Raw genomic sequence first — 18,698 nt, forward strand, 5'->3', positions numbered from 1 at the left:
AGATTTCTTTGGGGGTAATTCATAATTGGCTGATGCCGGACTTCGTATTCACGATTTATAATTCATGATTCATAATTAACAATTAGCTGACGCCGAACCTCGTTTCATAATTGTCTGATGCCCAACTTCGTATCCACAATACATAATTCCTAATTTAAGATTTCATAATTAGTAATTTATACTTCTTGTTTCTTACATCATAGCTCTAACTTGTTGTTATTGGCCTATTTCGCTCCTTTTGGCGTAAAATTTATATTTTCTGAATATTTTGTTTCCGTATAGTATTGTGATGTTTGCTAATTTTGCAGCCGTAAAATTGTAACTTAAACCGATACTTTGAAAATGACATCAAGAATAACATTCATATTAGCCTTTATTATGACTGCTGCCCTGCAGGTCAGGGCCGACAATATATTATGGTATCAGCAGCCGGCCGGCGAATGGATGGAAACCATGCCTGCGGGCAACGGCCGCCTGTCGGCTATGGTCTACGGAGGCATAGCCCGCGAGCGGATAGCCCTCGGCGAGATCAGCTTGTGGTCGGGAAAGCCCGACGCATCTAACAACGACATCTGCGGAAAGGATAAGCTCGACGAGATGCGCCGCTGCTTCTTCAACGGCGACCCGGAGCGCGGCAACGAGCTGGGCAACAAATATCTCAACGGACTGGGCCGCTCCTTCGGCACTCATCTGCCGCTCGGCGACATGGTGGCCGACTTCAGATATCCGTGCGGACAGATACGCAACTACCGCAGGAGCATCGACATGGACAGCTCGGTGGTGGCCGTTACGTTCAGCTGCGGCGACACAGACTACCGCAGGGAATACATAGCCGACTATCCAGACGACGTGATAGCCATGCGCTACACTGCCAGCCGCAAGGGAGCAATAACGGCAACGTTCGGTCTTAACCTGCTGCGCAAGGCCGGCGTGAAGGCAACGAAAGACGGACTGACGCTGGCTGGCAAGGTAGACTTTCCGCTGCACGGAGCGGGCGGAGTGAGCTTCTGCGGCGAGGTGAGACTGCTGCCCGAGGGCGGAACCGTAAGCACGACAGACACCACTGTAACCATAGAGGGAGCCGATGCGCTCACCATTATAATAGATGTGCGCACCGACTATAACAACAAAGACTACATGCAGCTCTGCGCTGCCACTGTTGACAAGGCCGCAGGCAAGGGCTACGGAGCGCTGAGAAATGCCCACGTGGCCGACTATACGGCACTCTTCGGGCGCATGGACATATCCCTGGGCGAGGGCGCAGGCAGCCAGTTGCCCACAGACACACGCCTGAGGCTGGCGCAGGCAGGGGCATCCGACCCTATGCTCGACGCCCTATTCTTTCAGTACGGACGCTACATGCTCATATCGTCGTCGCGCCCCAGCGGCATGCCTCTGTGTGCCAACCTGCAGGGAATATGGAACGACAACGGGGCGTGCAACATGCCATGGACGTGCGACTATCATCTTGACATAAACATACAGCAGAACTACTGGGCTGCCAACCGCGCCAACCTGGCCGAATGCAACGAGCCGCTGTTCAGCTATATCAGCATGCTTGCCGACAGCGGAGCCGTGACGGCGCGCAAGATGTACGGCTGCGGCGGATGGGTGGCACACACCGTGTGCAACGCATGGGGCTACACCTCGCCGGGCTGGGGCGTAGGCTGGGGCATGAACGTAACGGGCGGAGCATGGCTCGCCACGCATCTGTGGAGCCACTATCTCTACACGCGCGACAACGACTATCTGCGCCGCACGGGCTATCCGCTGCTGAAAAGGACGGCAGAGTTCTTCATGGACTACATGGTGAAAGACCCGCGCACGGGCTATCTCGTAACCGGACCGAGCATATCGCCCGAGAACGGATACGTGTCAGAGAAGGGCAACCACCTAAGTCTGTCGATGATGCCTACGGTAGACCGCGCCGTGGTTTACGACATATATTCGGCATGCATAGAGGCGTCGAAGATACTCGGCACCGACAAGGCCATGCGCCGCCGCCTTGAGCGCGACATAAAGATGCTGCCGCCCCTGATGACGGGCAGCGACGGACAGGTGCGCGAATGGCTCGACGACGTGCGCCGCAGCGACCCTGCCCACCGCCACTCGTCGCATCTGCTGACGCTCTTTCCGTTCGGACAGATATCCTATACGCGCAATCCCGACCTTATGGCAGCAGCGCGCAAGGGGCTCGAGATGCAGACGGGACAGAAGGGATGGGAAGACACCGAATGGAGCACGGCCAACATGCTTTGCTATTACGCCCGCATGAAAGACGCGCCGGCTGCCTACGGATGGCTGCAGAACCTGTTCAGAAAGTTCACCCGCGAGAACCTCATGACCGTGTCGCCGGCAGGAGTGGCCATGGCAGAGTACGACATATTCAGCTTCGACGCCACCGAGGCGAGCGTTGCCGGAATGTGCGAGATGCTGCTGCAGAGCTACGACGGCTTCATAGAGTTTCTGCCGGCATTGCCAAGCCAGTGGAGCACGGGCCATGTCAGAGGACTGTGTGCCGAGGGCGGACTCGTGGTGGACATGAGCTGGCGCGACGGCAAGATGACGTCGGCACGCATAAAGGCCACGGCCGACTGCACTTTCAGCGTGAAGGGCATCAGCGGCAAGATCAGGCTGAAGAAAGGAGAGGAAAAACTCATAAATTTCTGATCTGATAATATAATTTTATGAATTTTATATTGTTTAAACATGACGATATACGAAGTCTTTAGTCTTAAATATAATGTGTAGTGATTTTATATTAGCGGCATGTTCCTGCCGCGAACGAAAAAGAGGTTGGGGCCTTCGGGCCGTGTGGTTGCTATAAGAAAAAGTTTCTTTTGATGTTATATGATTATATGTTTATTGACGTTTGAGTTTAGATTTGCATGATTTAGTTTTACCATAAATTGTTTTATTAATTAATATCGGGCAATCACAATTCAGGGTAATATACAGGGGCGGCTTTCCGGTGACGGAAGGCCGCTCTTCTTTATTATGCTATGAATAAATATTTGCTAACGGGTGCAAGTCCTTAATGATTCTTGGGTAAATAAGAAAGTAGGAGATAAATAGCTATGATTAGTATTTACCTCCTACCCATTAACATCTGAAATTAACTTATCCTGCTTTTATATATATGTAGTCTGTTGGTTGTTGGCATCGTCAATTTCATTTGTTCATCATAAGTTATACGTTTTTTAATGCTATTAATCAAGGAAACGTGTTATTTGATAATTATCTTTTTCACAACAGCTTTTCCACCCTTGCTTATTTTTAGAACATAAATACCCGGTGTTACGCCGTTCAGTGATATAGAGTTTGCGGCTGACTGTGATACGCAGATACCGTTTGTGTTAAAGATTTCTGCTTTGTCAAACTCACCGTTAATATTGATGTTCTTCGTTTCAGAATTGAACGATATGCTAAGGTCGTCGATAGTATATTGGCTGATGTCAGTGCTGCTGTCGAAGATGAAGGCTTCTGATGCGTCAGATACAGAACCGTCAGCGTAGTAAGCTATCACGTAATAGCTGTCGCCGTCTTTAGCGTCCTTGTCGAAGTAGTGGCTCTGCAGCTTGTCGAGCATGTCAGTAGACAGAACTTCTCCGTTGCGGTAAATGTTGTAATACAGATTCTCTATAGCTTCAGGGTTAAGTTCCGGCTCGTCTGTCACGCAGCCGGTAATGTTCCAGCAGCAAGGTGATTTTTCGTTGTTTTCACCGTAAAATTCTGACACTTTTTGCCAAGTTGCTCCGTTGTCCTCAGAGAACAGGTCGCTCTTTCCTGCAATAAACTTGTCTGAAACGGCGTAGAGCAGAGGTATCTGTTCTGCATCATAGTCGTGTACCTTGATGCCTATTTTAAGCTCTTTGCTTCCGTCAATGAGCAGAGGCTCGTCAAGTGCTGTCGTAAAGTATTCATTGTATGGCAGATCTTCTATTTCTTGCTCTCTTACAAGCTTGCCGTCTTCAAATACAACGATTGCGGCGTGTATGCCTTTGTTTACTTCATACCAGTCGTAGAAATTGATGATGGTTGTTACTCCTGTCAGATACTTTCCTTTGTATGGTGCCAGGTCGTCTTTATCGAAGGCGTTGGCTCCGATTACTTCTTTTCCTTCGTTGCCGAGCGTAAACATGCTTTCAACCACGCTGTTGATATGGTTCAGCTGATAAGCGCCGAAATTGTTCTTCCATATAAGTGAAAGCGGTGTGTCGCTGCTGTTCTTGCAGCCTGTGAGTCCTTCGGGAGCGTCTTTCTTTACTTCGTTGCCCGTTGTTATTTTCACGTTCTCAATATCCACGTAATATAATGACTTGCCTTGGCCGTGGCTGTGGAAACGGATAGAGAATATCTTGCCTGCAACCTCTTTTGATATGTCCACGTTTATCATGTTCCATTTGTGCTGCGGGTTTAATTCTGCAATCGACCAGTCGCCTACAGATTTCCATGTGTCGCCGTTGTCTGTTGTCACTTCGAGGCTTATCGAGTCGTTGTCAAGAGCTTGGTCTTCAATGTTGATGAATCCGTAGATATTGGCAAATGAAACATTCACTGATTCTTCGTTGGTGGCGTCCATAGGTCTTGATACAAGACTTGATGAGTGGGGCTTGGCGCTGCTTACGTATATAGCGGCGCATGTTGTCTGAAGCAGTCCGTAGCCGTCCAAAATCCATTTAGTGTCTTCGCCTTCGCCATAGTCAGCCTCAGTAGTCCAATAGTTTGTTTCGAGTGAGCCTGAGTCGAAGTCGTCAAAGAATGGCAGGGCGTAAGTGTCGGGAACAGATGCTTTAAAAGGAACTGATTTTTGTGAAAGCATTGTGCCTCCGTCAGCCTTTGCCATAACAGCCTCTACAGTATATTCTGGGTGTCCGTATATGTCTTTGTCTCTGAAAGACATTTCCTGCTCTGTTGCTTCTATATTGCCTATAAGTTCACCGTCACGGTATATGTTATATGATTTCAGTGTAAGAGTCTTATATTCAGTTTCGTCTTTTGTCCACGACAGCTTTGCCTCTTTCAGTGCGTCAGACTTTGCATTGAGTCCGGTTGGGGTCAATGGTATTTCAGTGTTACTGATGTCATCTACGTTCAACACCCAGAATTTAGGTGTCTGCTGGAGGAATGTGTTGTAGATATCTGCATTTCCTGCAATAGTCTGGCCGTCAGCAGAGATGAATGATGGTATTGACAGTGTTTCCTCATCGAAAGTGAAATCAATGTCAGGATTTACTCCCTCAGCTGCTATTGTCATGTAATAGCTGAAGTCGTAGATTGCATTACGCTCGTATGAATACCAGAAAGGATGTGTGTAAGGCATCGGACCTAAGATTGGGTTGCCATAGTCGTATGCTCCGGCAACGTTTCCATTGTTGTCAATGCTTGCATACCTGAAGTTGTTCCAGTTGTCATATTCACCAAAAGAAGGCAAAGGTCTGCATTCTTTTGTTTCTGTGTTGTATATATAAGTCTTGAACGTGTTGCTTTCGCTGAAAATAACGAATTTTCCATTCGGGCTTACATCAATAAGATTCATTACGCATAAATAACGGAATTCTATGCCCAGGTCTTCGTGTGTCAGGACGGTTATCTTGTCGTCATCCCAGATGCACAGGTAAGTGCCTTTGTCGTCATCTTCATTGGATGTTATGATGCCGAATATTTTTCCGTCTGATGATATTTTCATCGCGTATCCGTTTTTCATATTTTCCGGTACGGTAAGAAAATCTATAGCGTATTTACCTTCGCTGTTCTTGACCCACTTACACGGAGTAATAAAAGCGCCTGAACCGGTATTGAAGTTTCCTACCACAATGTTGCCGTCTTCAGAAATATCTTGGCTGAAGGCGCCTTCGGCAGAACTTGAAATGGTGGAAATGTCAAAGTCGCCATATTCTAATAAAGTGCGTTTTCCGTTTTCCCATATAGCGGCAGAAATCGGATTATTTTCAGAAGCCAGCTTAATGTCTGTGTTGATGGCGTCTCCGCAAATAATACCATTATCGCTTACAGCATTAAATCTGCCACACTTCGTATAATCACTTTTGTCTGCTTCAGTTATCCACGTAAGCGTTCCGTCTTTTGTGTTGTAAATGAAGCTTTCCATTTTCATTCCGTTTATGGAATGTTCACCGGCTACAGATGTACCAACAAAGTACTGGCCGTTGGGCGAGATACCACTGCCGTTGATGTTTTCGCCAAGAGTTTTGAACCCTTTCTCTGCGTCGGCATTATTCGGGAATGCCGTAAACGCAGCCATTAGAAAAAAGAAGATTTTTTTCATAATAAAGACTTTAAGTTAAACATGCGATTAATATCATCGCAATATTACGAAAAAAATGTTACAGTTGTTTTTTTTTTATTTTGGTCTTTTTTAACAAAAGGTGTATTTTTTATTATTATGTAGACTTAAGTTTGTATGCTTTATCTTGGCAATTTTAGTTGTTAATTGCTTTAAATCCAAATCTGTCTGATTGGAGTAAAATAATATCAACCATAAGGCTGTATATGGCCTAACTCAATGAGTTGATAGATATTTACGGGCATTTATTGTTCTTATTGTTGCTTTGTCGTCTGATTTTTCTTGACAAATAACGCTATTCCTGTCGAGAAGCAGGCAATAATGTGTCCGCCTGTAAAGCGACAGTCCGACCGTATGCTGATGACGGATTGGAGTAAAGCGTCATTTGTATCATAAATGCAATGTCTGTTCAGTCGATGTCTATAGCTTCGAGGTCGTCAGGTACAAAAATGTTGCCCTTGAAGCTCTGCGCCGCCTCGCGGGCATATTCGGTCCTGCGTGTGGCCAGCGTCTTGTCTTCGGTGTGGTATAGCAGCAGATTCTTCACGCCCAGCTCGGCTGCCACGGCTCCGGCGTCCCTGGCCGTGCTGTGAAACTTCTCGTAGGGCTTGAACACGTCGCGGTCCTTATACAGACAGAAAGCCTCGCACATAAGCCAGTCGGCACCGCGCGCAATAGGGTAGTTGGCCCTGTTGCACGGCTCGTCGCCCATGCACACCAGCGTGGCTCCTCCCGGCATTATGGCACGGAAGCCAAACTGCTTTTCCTTGTCCGACAGCACGTCGAAGCACTGCATGCTGATGTCGCCGGCCTGAAATTCGTCGCCGCTCAGCTTCTCGCACAGCATGATGCGGCTGCCGAACAGCGCGTTATAGTTCTTGTGCAGCGTCATGAGGCATATCTGCTTTAGCGTGCTTATCACCTTGTCATTGCCGTATACGTTCAGGTTGCCCTTATATTCGCCGCCGAGAATCCTGTGCATAATCATTCTCACCACCCACACGGCGCCCAGTATGTGGTCGGTGTGAGCGTGCGTTATGAACATGTGGTGTATGTCCGTAAGGTTTATGCCCGCCTTTTCTATCTGCGACATTATGCCGTTGCCGCCTCCTGCGTCCACGAGCAGTGCTGTGTCGGCTGTCTTCAGGAAGAAGCATGTGTTATAGCATCTTGTAACTCCTGCGCTGCCTGTGCCCAGCATTATTATCTTGTTGTGGCTGTTGTTCATGTGGTGTATTGTCTGCAAGGTGTAGCCGTTGCGGCTAAAAGTGATGAATTATACAAAAACAAAAAAGGAGTTACCGAAGCAACTCCTTTTTGCGCTTCAAGATGGGCTTGAACCAACGACCCCCTGATTAACAGTCAGGTGCTCTAACCAACTGAGCTATTGAAGCATGTGATGCATTTCCTTTCAAATGCGATGCAAAGGTAAGAAGATTTTTTGAAACCTCCAAACTTTTTTGGCAAAAAATTCAATTTTAGACTAAAATAAAATAATTTTTCCCCGAAAAGTGGTGTTTTCACCATTATACATGTAACTTTGCATAAGTCAATACGGCTGCTGAGACCATGCCTTAGGCTCATGCTTTTTGGCCTGTGTCCGGTCGGCTGCCGGTGAGTCTGCGTGTGCTGCTTCTGCCGCTTAGGGCACGTGTGCATGCTTTTGCTGCCGGTGGAGGCGGCTGTGGGCATTGCCGGCAACAGGGCTGAGGCCTCTCGCGTTGACGCTTTGCGGCCGTATGAGGCATGAATTTGCTTTGCAACAAGAAAAAGAAACAATAAGAACATAAGATGAGAATAAGACTATTTCAGCTTGCGGTGCTGCTCATGCTGCCTTTCATGGCGGCGTCGGCCCAGGAAAGCAAGAGCCACAACTTCGACGTGGCCAAGAACATGCAGGTGTTCAACGAGATTTACAGCTATCTCGACCTGATGTATGTAGACACGCTCAACGCCGACGAGGTGGTGGGCACGGCCATCAACTCGATGCTGCGCTCGCTCGACCCCTACACCGTCTACTATCCCGAGGACAAGGTGAACGACCTTAAGACGATGATAACCGGCCGCTATGTGGGCATAGGAGCCGTGATACGCTACAACCAGAAGCTGAAGCGCGTGGTCATCGACGAGCCTTATGCAGGCAACCCGGCTGCCGAGGTGGGCCTGAAGAAGGGCGACATCATCCTGAGTATCGACGACTCCGTTATGACCGACAAGGACGTGAGCTACGTAAGTTCGCATCTGCGCGGCGACGCCGGCACGACGTTCGTGCTGAAGGTGAAGCGCCCCAGCACGGGCAAGAACATGGAGTTCAGAATAACTCGCCGTTCTGTCAACATGCCTTCAATTCCTTACTACGGCCTGCGCCCCGACAGCATAGGCTATCTCAATCTGAGCAGCTTCACCGAAGACTGCTCAAAGGATGTGCGCAAGGCGTTCATCGAGATGAAGAAGCAGGGCATGAAGGGCCTCGTGCTCGACCTGCGCGGCAACGGCGGCGGCTCTCTCTCAGAGGCTGTCAACATTGTCAACATGTTTGTGCCGAAGGACATCACGCTGGTGAAGACCCGCGGCAAGCTGAAGCGTGCCAACTATGACTATAAGACCACCGTTGAGCCTATCGACACGGTGATGCCCGTTGTGGTGCTAGTCAACGGCGAGTCGGCCAGCGCCAGCGAGATTACCAGCGGAAGTCTGCAGGATCTCGACCGCGCCGTAATCATGGGCACGCGCACCTACGGCAAGGGTCTCGTGCAGTTGCCTGTTGACATATCATACAACGGACAGCTGAAGCTGACCACAAGCAAATACTACATTCCGAGCGGACGCTGCATACAGGCAATAAACTATAAGCACGCGCGCGGCGGATATACCGAGCACATACCCGACAGTCTGACCAAGGTGTTCTATACGGCAGGCGGACGCGAGGTGCGCGACGGCGGAGGCATTAAGCCCGACATAGAGGTGCGCCCCGACTCGCTGCCCAACATTGCCTACTATCTCACCGTGAGCGGACTCGACTCTACCGAGGTGCTGCTCGACTATGAGGTCGACTATATAGCGTCTCACCCCACGATAGCCAAGCCTTCTGAGTTTGAGCTTTCTGACGCCGACTATGAGGACTTCAAGCAGAGAGTGATAAAGAGCGGATTCACCTACGACCCTGAGAGCGAGAAACTGCTCAAGTCGCTAAAGAAGGTTGTTGAGTTTGAGGGCTATTATGACGACGCCAAGGCCGAATTTGAAAATCTGGAGAAGAAGCTTAAGCACAACATAGCCAAAGACCTCGACTATCACAAGGACGTGCTAAAGCAGATAATATCCAACGACATCATTGCGGCCTACTATTATCAGGTTGGAAGCATGGAGAACAGTCTGCGCTACGACAAGCAGATGAAGGAGGCATGCCGCCTGCTCAACAGTCCTGACGAGTATAAGGCTGTATTAGTAAAAGGTGCAGCGAAGAAGAAATAAAAGTTGAGAGAATATATTTTTTCGGGAGAGGTAAAGGCCGCATGGCTTTTGCCTCTCCTTTTTTATGGAGTCTCATTAGGAGTTAAAGTAGTTAAAGTCAAATGCTTTTTTCGGAGTTAAGGAGTTAGGTAGTTAAGGAGAAATTTCCTTTAGCGCAGCGAAAAAAGTCAAATGCTTTTCTTTTTAGGCAGTTAAATTCAAATGCCTTGTGTTTTTCTCGCTATTCTTTTTTTGTTGTAGCGATGTTAAGAAACAGCAGGGCTAATGTTCTGCCGGATGTGCCATCCGGCAGCATTGAGTATAAGGATCTGCGATCCGCAACATATACCTTTTGGTATTCAAAATATAATAACACCCCTGATTGACAGCTCAGGTGTTTTATGCCATAAGATAAAAGCCTTAAAGTAGTTAAAGTCAAATGCTTTTCTTTTTAGACAGTAAAATTCAAATACCTTTTTTTCTCACTAAAGTTTTTTGGTTGCAGCGATGTTAAGAAACTACAAGACTAATGTTCTGCCGGATGTGTCATCCGGCAGCATTGAATATAAGGATCTGCGATCCGCAACATATATTTTGGTATTCAAAATATAATAACACCCCTGACTGATAGCTCAGGTGTTTTATGCCATAAGATAAAAGCCTTACAGTAGTTAAAGTCAAATGCTTTTCTTTTTAGGCAGTTAAATTCAAATACCTTTTTTTCTCACTATAGTTCTTTAGTTGCAGCGATGTTAAGAAACTGCAAGACTAATGTTCTGCCGGATGTGCCATCCGGCAGCATTGAGTATAAGGATCTGCGATCCGCAACATATACCTTTTGGTGTTCAAAATAAAATAACACCCCTGACTGACAGCTCAGATGTTTTATGCCATAAAACAAAAAGCCGTAATAGGTTAAGTTGTTGAATGCGAAAAATAACAGGGCCGTTTGCGTATAAAAAGTGGCCGGTTTTTGACTCGTAAACGGCCCATTAACGACTCGTAAACCGGCCACTAACAGTCTGAAACTATTACGGCTTAATTTGCTTAAAGAAAATGTTTTTAAATAGCGCCGTATAACATAACCGTAACATAATTAAAAGAAAAAGTTACGGATTTTTGGATGTTTTTGCTGCGTGGTGAAAATATAAGGTTAAAATGGCGGAAATTATATCTTTATGAGGATAGTTTTTTCAGCATTATCCGTAGGGACATCCCCGAGGTATGTCCACCTTTGCATATAATTTATTATTGTTATTCATAGTGTCGTTATTTGAACGTACATCGGGTACGTCCCTACGGGCTGGTTTGTTGCGCTCAAATCCATAATTCAGCAGGCAGAAAGGCTTATGTATTCGTCAGGCTTTAGAGGTCTGATCCGTAACTCTTCCTGCATTTTTGTTTCCGTATAAAAACAGAAAAGGCGGAAACCTTCAGCCGGATATTGTTTCCAAGCCGGCTCGGGTTTCCACCTTTTTCTGCGCTTATGAATGTTGTTTTTACTTTGTCTTTGTTGCTTTCAGGCAGGCGCGCCACGCCTTATTTAGCCTGTTTGCCGTGTGATGTGGCGGTGCTGCTGAATTTGCAGCTCAGCTTTTCGCCCATCAGGCTGTTCAGATAAACCTCAAGGGCGGTGTAGCCGTCGGGGTTTGTCAGGTTGCGGTCGTCGGCATTGTCAGGGTTCAGTCCGTGTTTCTTCTCCCATTTGTCCGGCATTCCGTCGCCGTCGGTGTCAGCCGGTGCTGCCTCCTGCTTGTGGCTTAGTCCGAAGCCTTCGGCATCGTTCACAGAGTCGATAATGCCGCGCTTGCCTGTCTTCGAGCCGCTGAACTTCGGGTTGCCGCTCTTCACGTCGTTTATCACGCGCTTTTCCGTGGCGTCGCGGTTTATCGTTCCCGCCTTCTTCAGCACCGTCTTATATGCTTCGTCGGCCGTCTGTATGTCGGTCAGCATGTAGCGCGACGGGCGGTATTTGCCTATGGCGCCTTCAGTCTCGTCGAGCTTATAGTAAGGCATTTCGGGCACGATGCGCTCATTCACTCTTATCTGGTCTGTTGTATATTTCTCGGCGCTCATGGCCTGCCAGTTGTCGGCTGTGGCAGCGTCGTTGCCCTCCATGACGTTTCCGCTTACATACCAGCGCGCCGGGCCCCACGACGTGGCACCCTTGCGGGCGTGGCTTGCCATGACAAACACCGAGTTGGCAGGCGACTCAGGGCCGGGCTTGTAGTAGTTGTTCATGAAGTTGCACTCATGAGCTGAGTTGCGGCCGTTATATTCTGTTATGTCGGCCGAGTTCTCGCCGCCGTAGCACGAGTTCCAGCGTCCCCAGTTGAAGTTCACGTTGTTCACATATTCCATAAACACCACATAGTCTTCGCCCCTGGCGCCGTTGAAGCGCGGACTGCGCGAGTCGTTGCCTGCCAGCAGGTTGTGGTGGTAAGTGGCAGGCGAGCCGCCCCACTGCGAGCCGTATCCGCGCTTGCCCTTCTTGTGGCCGGCGTCGTTGAGGCCCTCGTGCACGATGCAGTACTGAACGGTAAGATAGTGGCTGTCGGCCGTGTTCATGTTTTCCTCCATCGACCATCCGAACACGCAGTGGTCGAATATAAAGTTGGTGCAGTTCTCCGTTCCGCAGGCCTGGTCCTGCTTGCCGTCGCCGGCGCGGAAGCGTATGTTGCGCACGATGAAGTTTTCCGAACTGCCGAAGTTCACCTTGTCGCCCACGATGCTTATGCCGTCGCCCGGGGCCGTCTGTCCTGCTAGCATCCAGTTGGCACGCTTCACGCGCAGGTTGCTGTTGAGGCGTATCTCGCCGTTCACGGCAAACACGATGGTGAGCGGCTCGCCCGGATACTGGCTGAAGGCCCATCGTAGCGTGCCTTCGTCCTCGGTGTCGGCCAGCGACGTAACCGTAACCACCTGTCCGCCGCGTCCGCCAGTGGCATATTTGCCGAAGCCTTCGGCAGTGGGGAAGGCCACGGGCGTTACGCGCATGGCAACAGCCTCTGACGTGGCACCCTGGCGCGAAACGGTCTTCACGCTGTATTCGTCTGCATTGCCGTCTGATATGGTGTATTCAGGCTCGGCCACAAAAGCCTCGAAGCGCCCGTTGCGGTATATCAGGTAGCCGGCAGCCAGTCGGTCGCTGTTCCACTCGAACGTGTTGCCGCTGCGCGTGAATACCGACGGGGCAGGGGCGCCCTGAAGAATGGCGTTGAAGTCGAAGGGCACGTCAGACGCCTTCTTGAACAGGAAGTCGGCGTTTATGTATGCCTCCACCTCGTCCTTGGTGGCCTGGCGGCCGAAGCCTACGCGCCGGCTTGTGTCAGCCGGCTGCCCGTTTTCGTCGGTGCTGTTATATTCAAGATATGATGCCGTGTTGCCTCGTCCGCCCCAGTCGAGCCATCCTGCCTCGTTTATGTGGCTGCCCAGCGTGCAGTTTATGAACATCGTGCCGCTGTTCTCCTTCCACGGGCGTCCCAGATAGTAGGCACCGTCGGCCACGCCCTGTTCGGCGGTGAGTCGGCAGCGGTTGAAGAACAGACCCGCATACAGGCGGCTCTGGCTCAGTTTGGGATACATGGCACGTGTCAGCGGCAGCTCAGATGTGGCGGCAGCCGTGATGTAGCCCTTGCCCCTGACGCAGCGTATCTCGCAGTTGTCAAACCACTCGAGGCCCGCGTCATAAATAAAGTCGGTGGCACCCTCTATGGTGCAGCGGCTGAAGTATCCGCGCGCTCCGCCGTTGGCCTTGTATGTGTCCTGATATCCGCTCAGCGTGCAGTTGCTGAACACGTGTGCGTCGCCGGCCGTAAACAGCGCCTCTGCCTGTCCCACGTTGCCGCTGGTGTTGCGTATGGTGATGTTCTCGGCATAGAAGCGGTCGGTGTAGACGTTGAGCGCGGCGCAGTCGTAGTAGCGCTTGCCCTTGCTCTTCGGGCCGCGGTCAACAGATGATGTCAGTATCGTGGTGTTGCGGTCTTCGCCTATTATGCTTATAAACTTGTTCTTGTCGTTGCGTCTGCCGGCATATACGTTCTCGTCGTATACGCCCGGACTAACGTATATTATGCCGCGTGCCCCGTCGCTGACGGCATCGATGGCCTGCTGTATGCTTGTGTACTGTGCGCTGCCGTCCTGCGCCACCACCTTCAGTTCTATGGGTGCCTTGGCATCGGGCGCGCTTATGTGCGGCTCCTTATGTCCCCTTATGGCTGTCAGCTCGCCCACGCTGCCCACGGGGTTCTGCCTTGCATAGAGAGCCTGTTCGGCCGTAATCTTCTTTCCGTATATCATTATCTTGTGCACACGGGCCGGCTGCTGGCGTGCCAGCGGGTCGGTCTCTGCCTGAAATACGGCCTTGCCGTCGGCTGTAAGCTGCACGGGATTGTCTTGAACTTCGCCGTCCCACACGCGCCAGCGCAGCGACACGTCGCTGGCGTTAATCACGTTCTCCATCATGTAGCCCTGGTCGCTGAAGGCCGAGTAGCCGTAGGCGGCCATGCCCGAGCCCATCCATACCAGCGGCTTCCACTGACCGTTGCCAATCTTTATGTCGCACTTTATGCCGCGGCCCCATGATGTAGACGACCACGACCACTGCACGCGCTCAACGTATGGTATGTGGTCTATCTCCACCCAGCCGTGCTGCGACTCGCCCTTTGTGGCGCCGTTATGTCCTGCGGTGGCCGGAGCGCTGCACATCTGCACGAATCCTGCCTCGCCGTAGACGATGTTTCCGTCCTTGTCGCGCTTTATGTTGTCCTCCAGATAGGCCGTGTGCCCCTTTGCCGTCCAGTCGTTGGCATAGCGGTTGCCCTTGCCTGTGGCGCTCTGTCCGAGGTAATACTGCCGGCTGAAGGCCGCCGTTGCACCCGCAAAGCCGTTGTAGCTCTTCTTGTTGGCAAAGGTGCAGTTGTGGAACATCACGGGATATGTAACCTCGCTGCCGCCGTTGGCAGGCACATCTATTATCGTGTTGACATATCCGCCGTCTGCCAGTTCCGGACTGTCGGCTCCGGTCTTGCCTGCCCATGTCTGTCCGGGCCACATGGCATCGCTGAAGTTTATGTCGATAATCTTCTGATAACCCTTCGGCGTGCTCCATGCCGCAACCACGGCTGGCGGGTCTACGCCGTCGTTAATAGCCTTTCCGCCGGCACATACGGTCTGTGCGACGGCTACTGATACAATTGTAAGTTTCAGGGAAAAGTTCATAGTAACAATATTGCTTTTACGTTATTTCCGTTCTTATACCCCTTAAATCAGGGCGTTGATATAAAAACGCATTTGTGCCCTTTTTGTTACTATGGTTTAGTGTTAAAAGTTCATATACGTTGCCTCATGCCTTGTTTTCAGCGGTTTTTGCCGTGTTGCCGTAATCATTCCGCCCTGTAGCCGTGAGGCTCTATGCTGCTACATGTCGGGCAGCCAGCTGTCGTCTGTGCTGCCGCCGTAAGACGATGTCATGCGCAAAGTGCATTCATACCATGCTTTCAGCCATACGGCTGTCAGCCTTCATCATGCCTGCTGCCGTCATGCAGCTGCATGGGTTTTCTTTCTGTGGCGGTGTTCATGGCCAGAATGCGCTTTTCCGTTATCAGGTCGTCCTCGTGCATGGTGGGCGAGGGAATGTTGCACATGCGCACCACATCCTCCTGTCCGCACGTATATTCATAATATTTGCGCTCCTGCTCGCTCAGTTCCTCGCGTGTTTTGAGACATCCCTTTAGCTTCGCGAAGTCTTCGCGCGAGGTGCTGTCTGACAGCTTCACGAAGAGAATGCGCCTTGCAATGGGATTGTAGTTGTAGTCGAAGCAAGTGTAGACGCCCCTCAGAAACGGCGGTCTGTCGTACATCGGAATCTTCAGGCAGATGTTGAACAGGGCAAGCTGAGGCTCCTTGTTCTCGTTGAACATCAGGTAGATGTGGTTTATGCCGTTCATCATCGCAATACCCCAGTGTGTAGTTCCGTAGGCGTTGTTGTGCCCAACGAGCACGTAGTTGCCGTTGGCCGCCGGCGTTATGATATAAGGTTCGAGCTTCATTGCGAGCGAGCCTGACGACACGCTGTAGCTCATGTATATGCCGCTGTAGTTGGCTATCTGTCCGGCAGTGCGCTTCATGTTGCGCTCAAGCTCGGATATGAAGGGATTGGCGGTCTCGCTTTCAGGCACAACAGGTATGATGTCGTCAGAGAACAGCACCTTCTTCATGGCCGGAATAGAGCCCAGCAGCTTCTTCTTTGAAACATTGTTGACCCATATCAGGGCGTTGTCGAGCGCAGCCTCATGGCTCTCGCCCTTCTCTATGTTCTTGAAGAAGGCCGGCAGCACGGTGGTGTAAAGGGCCGAAAGCACGCTCGGCGCAAAGTCGATGCATCCTGCTATGTCCTTCATTTTCATGCCTTTCTGTCTCAGATAGGTTATGCGGTCGTATATCTCTCTAAGCTCTTTCATAATTTCACTGAATGGTAATTGCACTGCAAAGATAGGCCTTTTCGTATTAAAACATATTACATCCGTGTTACATTCGGGTTTCTTTCCGGCAACAGAAAAATTATTATCCGGTTACAATCATTTTACTGAATTGTTACGGCCTATTATTCATGATTTATTCATTTTTGCGCTGCCTGCACGATGCTAATTTTGCACCCGAAACCGAATGACTGCAAATATTGAAATGGAAAAGATTCTAAACATAATACAGCGCCTGAGAGGCAACGGAAAGGCAATGCCCGACTGGCTTTTCGTATTCTGGGCAGGAGGCACGGCCCTGCTTTCATATTCGCTCGTGTATGCCCTGCGCAAGCCGTTCACGGCAGCCGAGTTCGACGGCATGCAGATAGCCGGCATGGACTACAAGATTGTGGTCAGCATGATTCAGCTCATAGGCTATGTGTGCGCCAAGATGCTCGGCATAAAGTTTATATCAGAGCTTAAGCCGCAGAACCGCCTGAAGTTTATCGTCGGTTCGGCAGCCCTGTCGGAGGTGTCGCTGCTGACGTTTGCCCTCGTGCCCGCACCGCTCAACATCTTTGCACTCTTCTTCAACGGCCTGTCGCTGGGCTGTATGTGGGGCGTGATATTCAGTTTTCTTGAAGGACGCCGCACCACCGACATACTGGCAAGCATCATGGGAGTGAGCATGGCCCTGAGCTCGGGCGTGGCAAAGTCGCTCGGACTCTATGCGCTCCACACGCTCCACGTCAGCGAGTTCTGGATGCCGGCCCTGATAGGGGCAGTGGCCTTCCCGCTGTTATGCCTCGCAGGGTGGGTGATGACCAAGCTGCCGCGCCCCACGGCTGCCGACATAGCGTCGCGTTCGGAGCGCGTGACTCTCAATGCCAGAGAGCGCATGCAGCTGTTCCGCAGGTTTATGCCCGTGCTGCTTATGCTCTTCATAGCCAACCTTCTGCTCACAGTGCAGCGCGACATAAAGGAAGACTTCATTGTCTGCATCATCGACGTTCACAGCGTTTCGTCGTGGGCCTTCGCCTATATCGACGGCATTGCCACGCTCGTCCTGCTGGGAGTGTTCGCCGTGATGTCAACAGTGAAGAGCCATCTGAAGACACTCTGCATCCTGTTGGGCGTGTCTGCCGCCGGAATGGCAGCCCTGGCGTTTGTCGGAGCAAGGCATGCCGCGCTGTCGATGCCCGCCACGGCATGGCTGTTCATGCAGACCTTCTGCATCGACATAGCATATCTGAGCTTCCAGACAATATTCTTCGAGCGCTTCATTGCATGCTTCAAGATTCGCGGCAACGTGGGATTCTTCATCATAACCATCGACTTCATCGGCTATGTGGGCACGCTCGCCCTGCTGATGTTCAAGGAGCTGGGAGCGTCGCATGTCGACTGGGCTGTGTTCTACAACCATATGAGCATATTTATCGGAGTTGCGTGCTGCGTGATGTTTATCGGAGCATTGGTATATATGCTGCAGGCAGGAAGGCCGAAACGCAGCACCGACGAGGCCGGAGCCGGCGACGCACAGCTCTACGGCACGGTGAGCATGGCTAAATAAAAGCAAACGGAATAATACAAACAAAGAACATTAAACAGTAATAAGAATATGAACAAGATTGAATGTGTGATTATGGACTGGGCCGGAACGGCCGTTGACTACGGATGCTTCGCTCCGGTGGCAGCCTTCGTTGAGTGTTTCAAGAACATGGGACTTACCGTTACGGCGGAAGAAACCCGCGCCCACATGGGCCTGACAAAGATAGAGGAGATACGCGCTCTGTTCGCCATAGACCATGTCAGGGAAGAGTTTGCCGAAAAATACGGACGCGACTACAACGAGGACGACGTGCAGGCATGCTACAAGGGCTTTCAGGACAAGCTGATGGCTACGCTGGCCGACTATTCGGAGCCTATCGACGGAGTGGTTGAAACGGTGGCTGCGCTAAAGGCACAGGGCATAAAGCTGGGATCGACCACGGGCTACACCAAGACCATGATGGACATTGTGATAAAGGCTGCGGCAGAGAAAGGCTATACCGTTGACAACTGTGTTACGTCTGACAACATGCCCGGCGGACGTCCGAAGCCATACATGATATACAAGAACATGTGCGACCTGGATGTGGCATCGCGCCATTCGGTTGTGAAATTCGGAGACACCATTGCCGACATCAAGGAGGGAGCTAACGCCGGAGTGTGGAGCGTGGGCGTGATATTGGGCAGCAACGAGCTGGCCCTGACGCGCGACGAGGTGGCTGCCATGCCTGCCGACGAACTGAAAAGACGCATGGCATGCGTGCGCAACCGCATGTATGCAGTAGGCGCCGACTTTGTGGTGGACGACATAACTGAGCTGCCCGGACTGATAGACTGCATTAACGCACGAATGAACAGATAAGCAGACACAAGCATGACAGCCGCCGCGCGGCGGCCGGAACTTGCAGAGCATAGATAATAACGATAAAAAA

At 50.7% G+C, this 18,698-nt stretch carries 8 protein-coding genes and 1 tRNA gene; 4 read left to right on the forward strand and 5 right to left on the reverse strand.

Annotated elements, in window-relative coordinates:
* Positions 1–342: 342 nt before the first annotated feature.
* Positions 343–2,670, forward strand: coding sequence for a glycoside hydrolase family 95 protein (locus ACZMIG_RS03795; protein WP_487889079.1), 2,328 nt, complete (start codon positions 343–345; stop codon positions 2,668–2,670).
* A gap of 556 nt (positions 2,671–3,226) precedes the next feature.
* On the opposite strand, the gene ACZMIG_RS03800 is transcribed toward ACZMIG_RS03795, so the two are convergent.
* From ACZMIG_RS03800 to ACZMIG_RS03810, 3 genes are all read right to left on the reverse strand, one after another.
* A complete protein-coding gene (locus ACZMIG_RS03800) occupies positions 3,227–6,286 on the reverse strand; it encodes a T9SS type A sorting domain-containing protein (protein WP_487889080.1) in 3,060 nt (1,019 codons plus the stop codon).
* 427 nt (positions 6,287–6,713) lie between these two features.
* Entirely contained in the window at positions 6,714–7,532 is an 819-nt protein-coding gene (locus ACZMIG_RS03805; protein ID WP_487889081.1) for an MBL fold metallo-hydrolase, read from the reverse strand.
* Between the two features lie 92 nt (positions 7,533–7,624).
* Positions 7,625–7,698 (reverse strand) — tRNA-Asn (locus tag ACZMIG_RS03810).
* Between the two features lie 397 nt (positions 7,699–8,095).
* On the opposite strand from ACZMIG_RS03810, the gene ACZMIG_RS03815 reads away from it, so the two are divergent.
* Complete coding sequence (locus tag ACZMIG_RS03815) at positions 8,096–9,778, forward strand: S41 family peptidase (protein ID WP_288948558.1); 1,683 nt, start codon at positions 8,096–8,098, stop codon at positions 9,776–9,778.
* 1,518 nt (positions 9,779–11,296) lie between these two features.
* Here ACZMIG_RS03815 and ACZMIG_RS03820 read toward each other — a convergent pair.
* Together ACZMIG_RS03820 and ACZMIG_RS03825 are read right to left on the reverse strand one after the other, a co-directional pair.
* Positions 11,297–14,977, reverse strand: a complete 3,681-nt coding sequence (locus tag ACZMIG_RS03820; protein WP_418874974.1) for a pectinesterase family protein — start codon at positions 14,975–14,977, stop codon at positions 11,297–11,299.
* A gap of 293 nt (positions 14,978–15,270) precedes the next feature.
* On the reverse strand, positions 15,271–16,218 hold the full coding sequence (locus ACZMIG_RS03825; protein WP_125105401.1) for a hypothetical protein: 948 nt from the start codon (positions 16,216–16,218) through the stop codon (positions 15,271–15,273).
* Positions 16,219–16,441: 223 nt separating this feature from the next.
* Between ACZMIG_RS03825 and ACZMIG_RS03830 the strand changes: the two genes are divergently transcribed.
* On the forward strand, positions 16,442–17,788 hold the full coding sequence (locus tag ACZMIG_RS03830) for a DUF5690 family protein (RefSeq protein ID WP_487889082.1): 1,347 nt from the start codon (positions 16,442–16,444) through the stop codon (positions 17,786–17,788).
* Between the two features lie 48 nt (positions 17,789–17,836).
* Complete coding sequence (phnX, locus tag ACZMIG_RS03835; protein ID WP_487889083.1) at positions 17,837–18,628, forward strand: phosphonoacetaldehyde hydrolase; 792 nt, start codon at positions 17,837–17,839, stop codon at positions 18,626–18,628.
* The last annotated feature ends 70 nt before the right edge of the window (positions 18,629–18,698 follow it).

Source organism: Xylanibacter sp. (genome assembly GCF_057607445.1).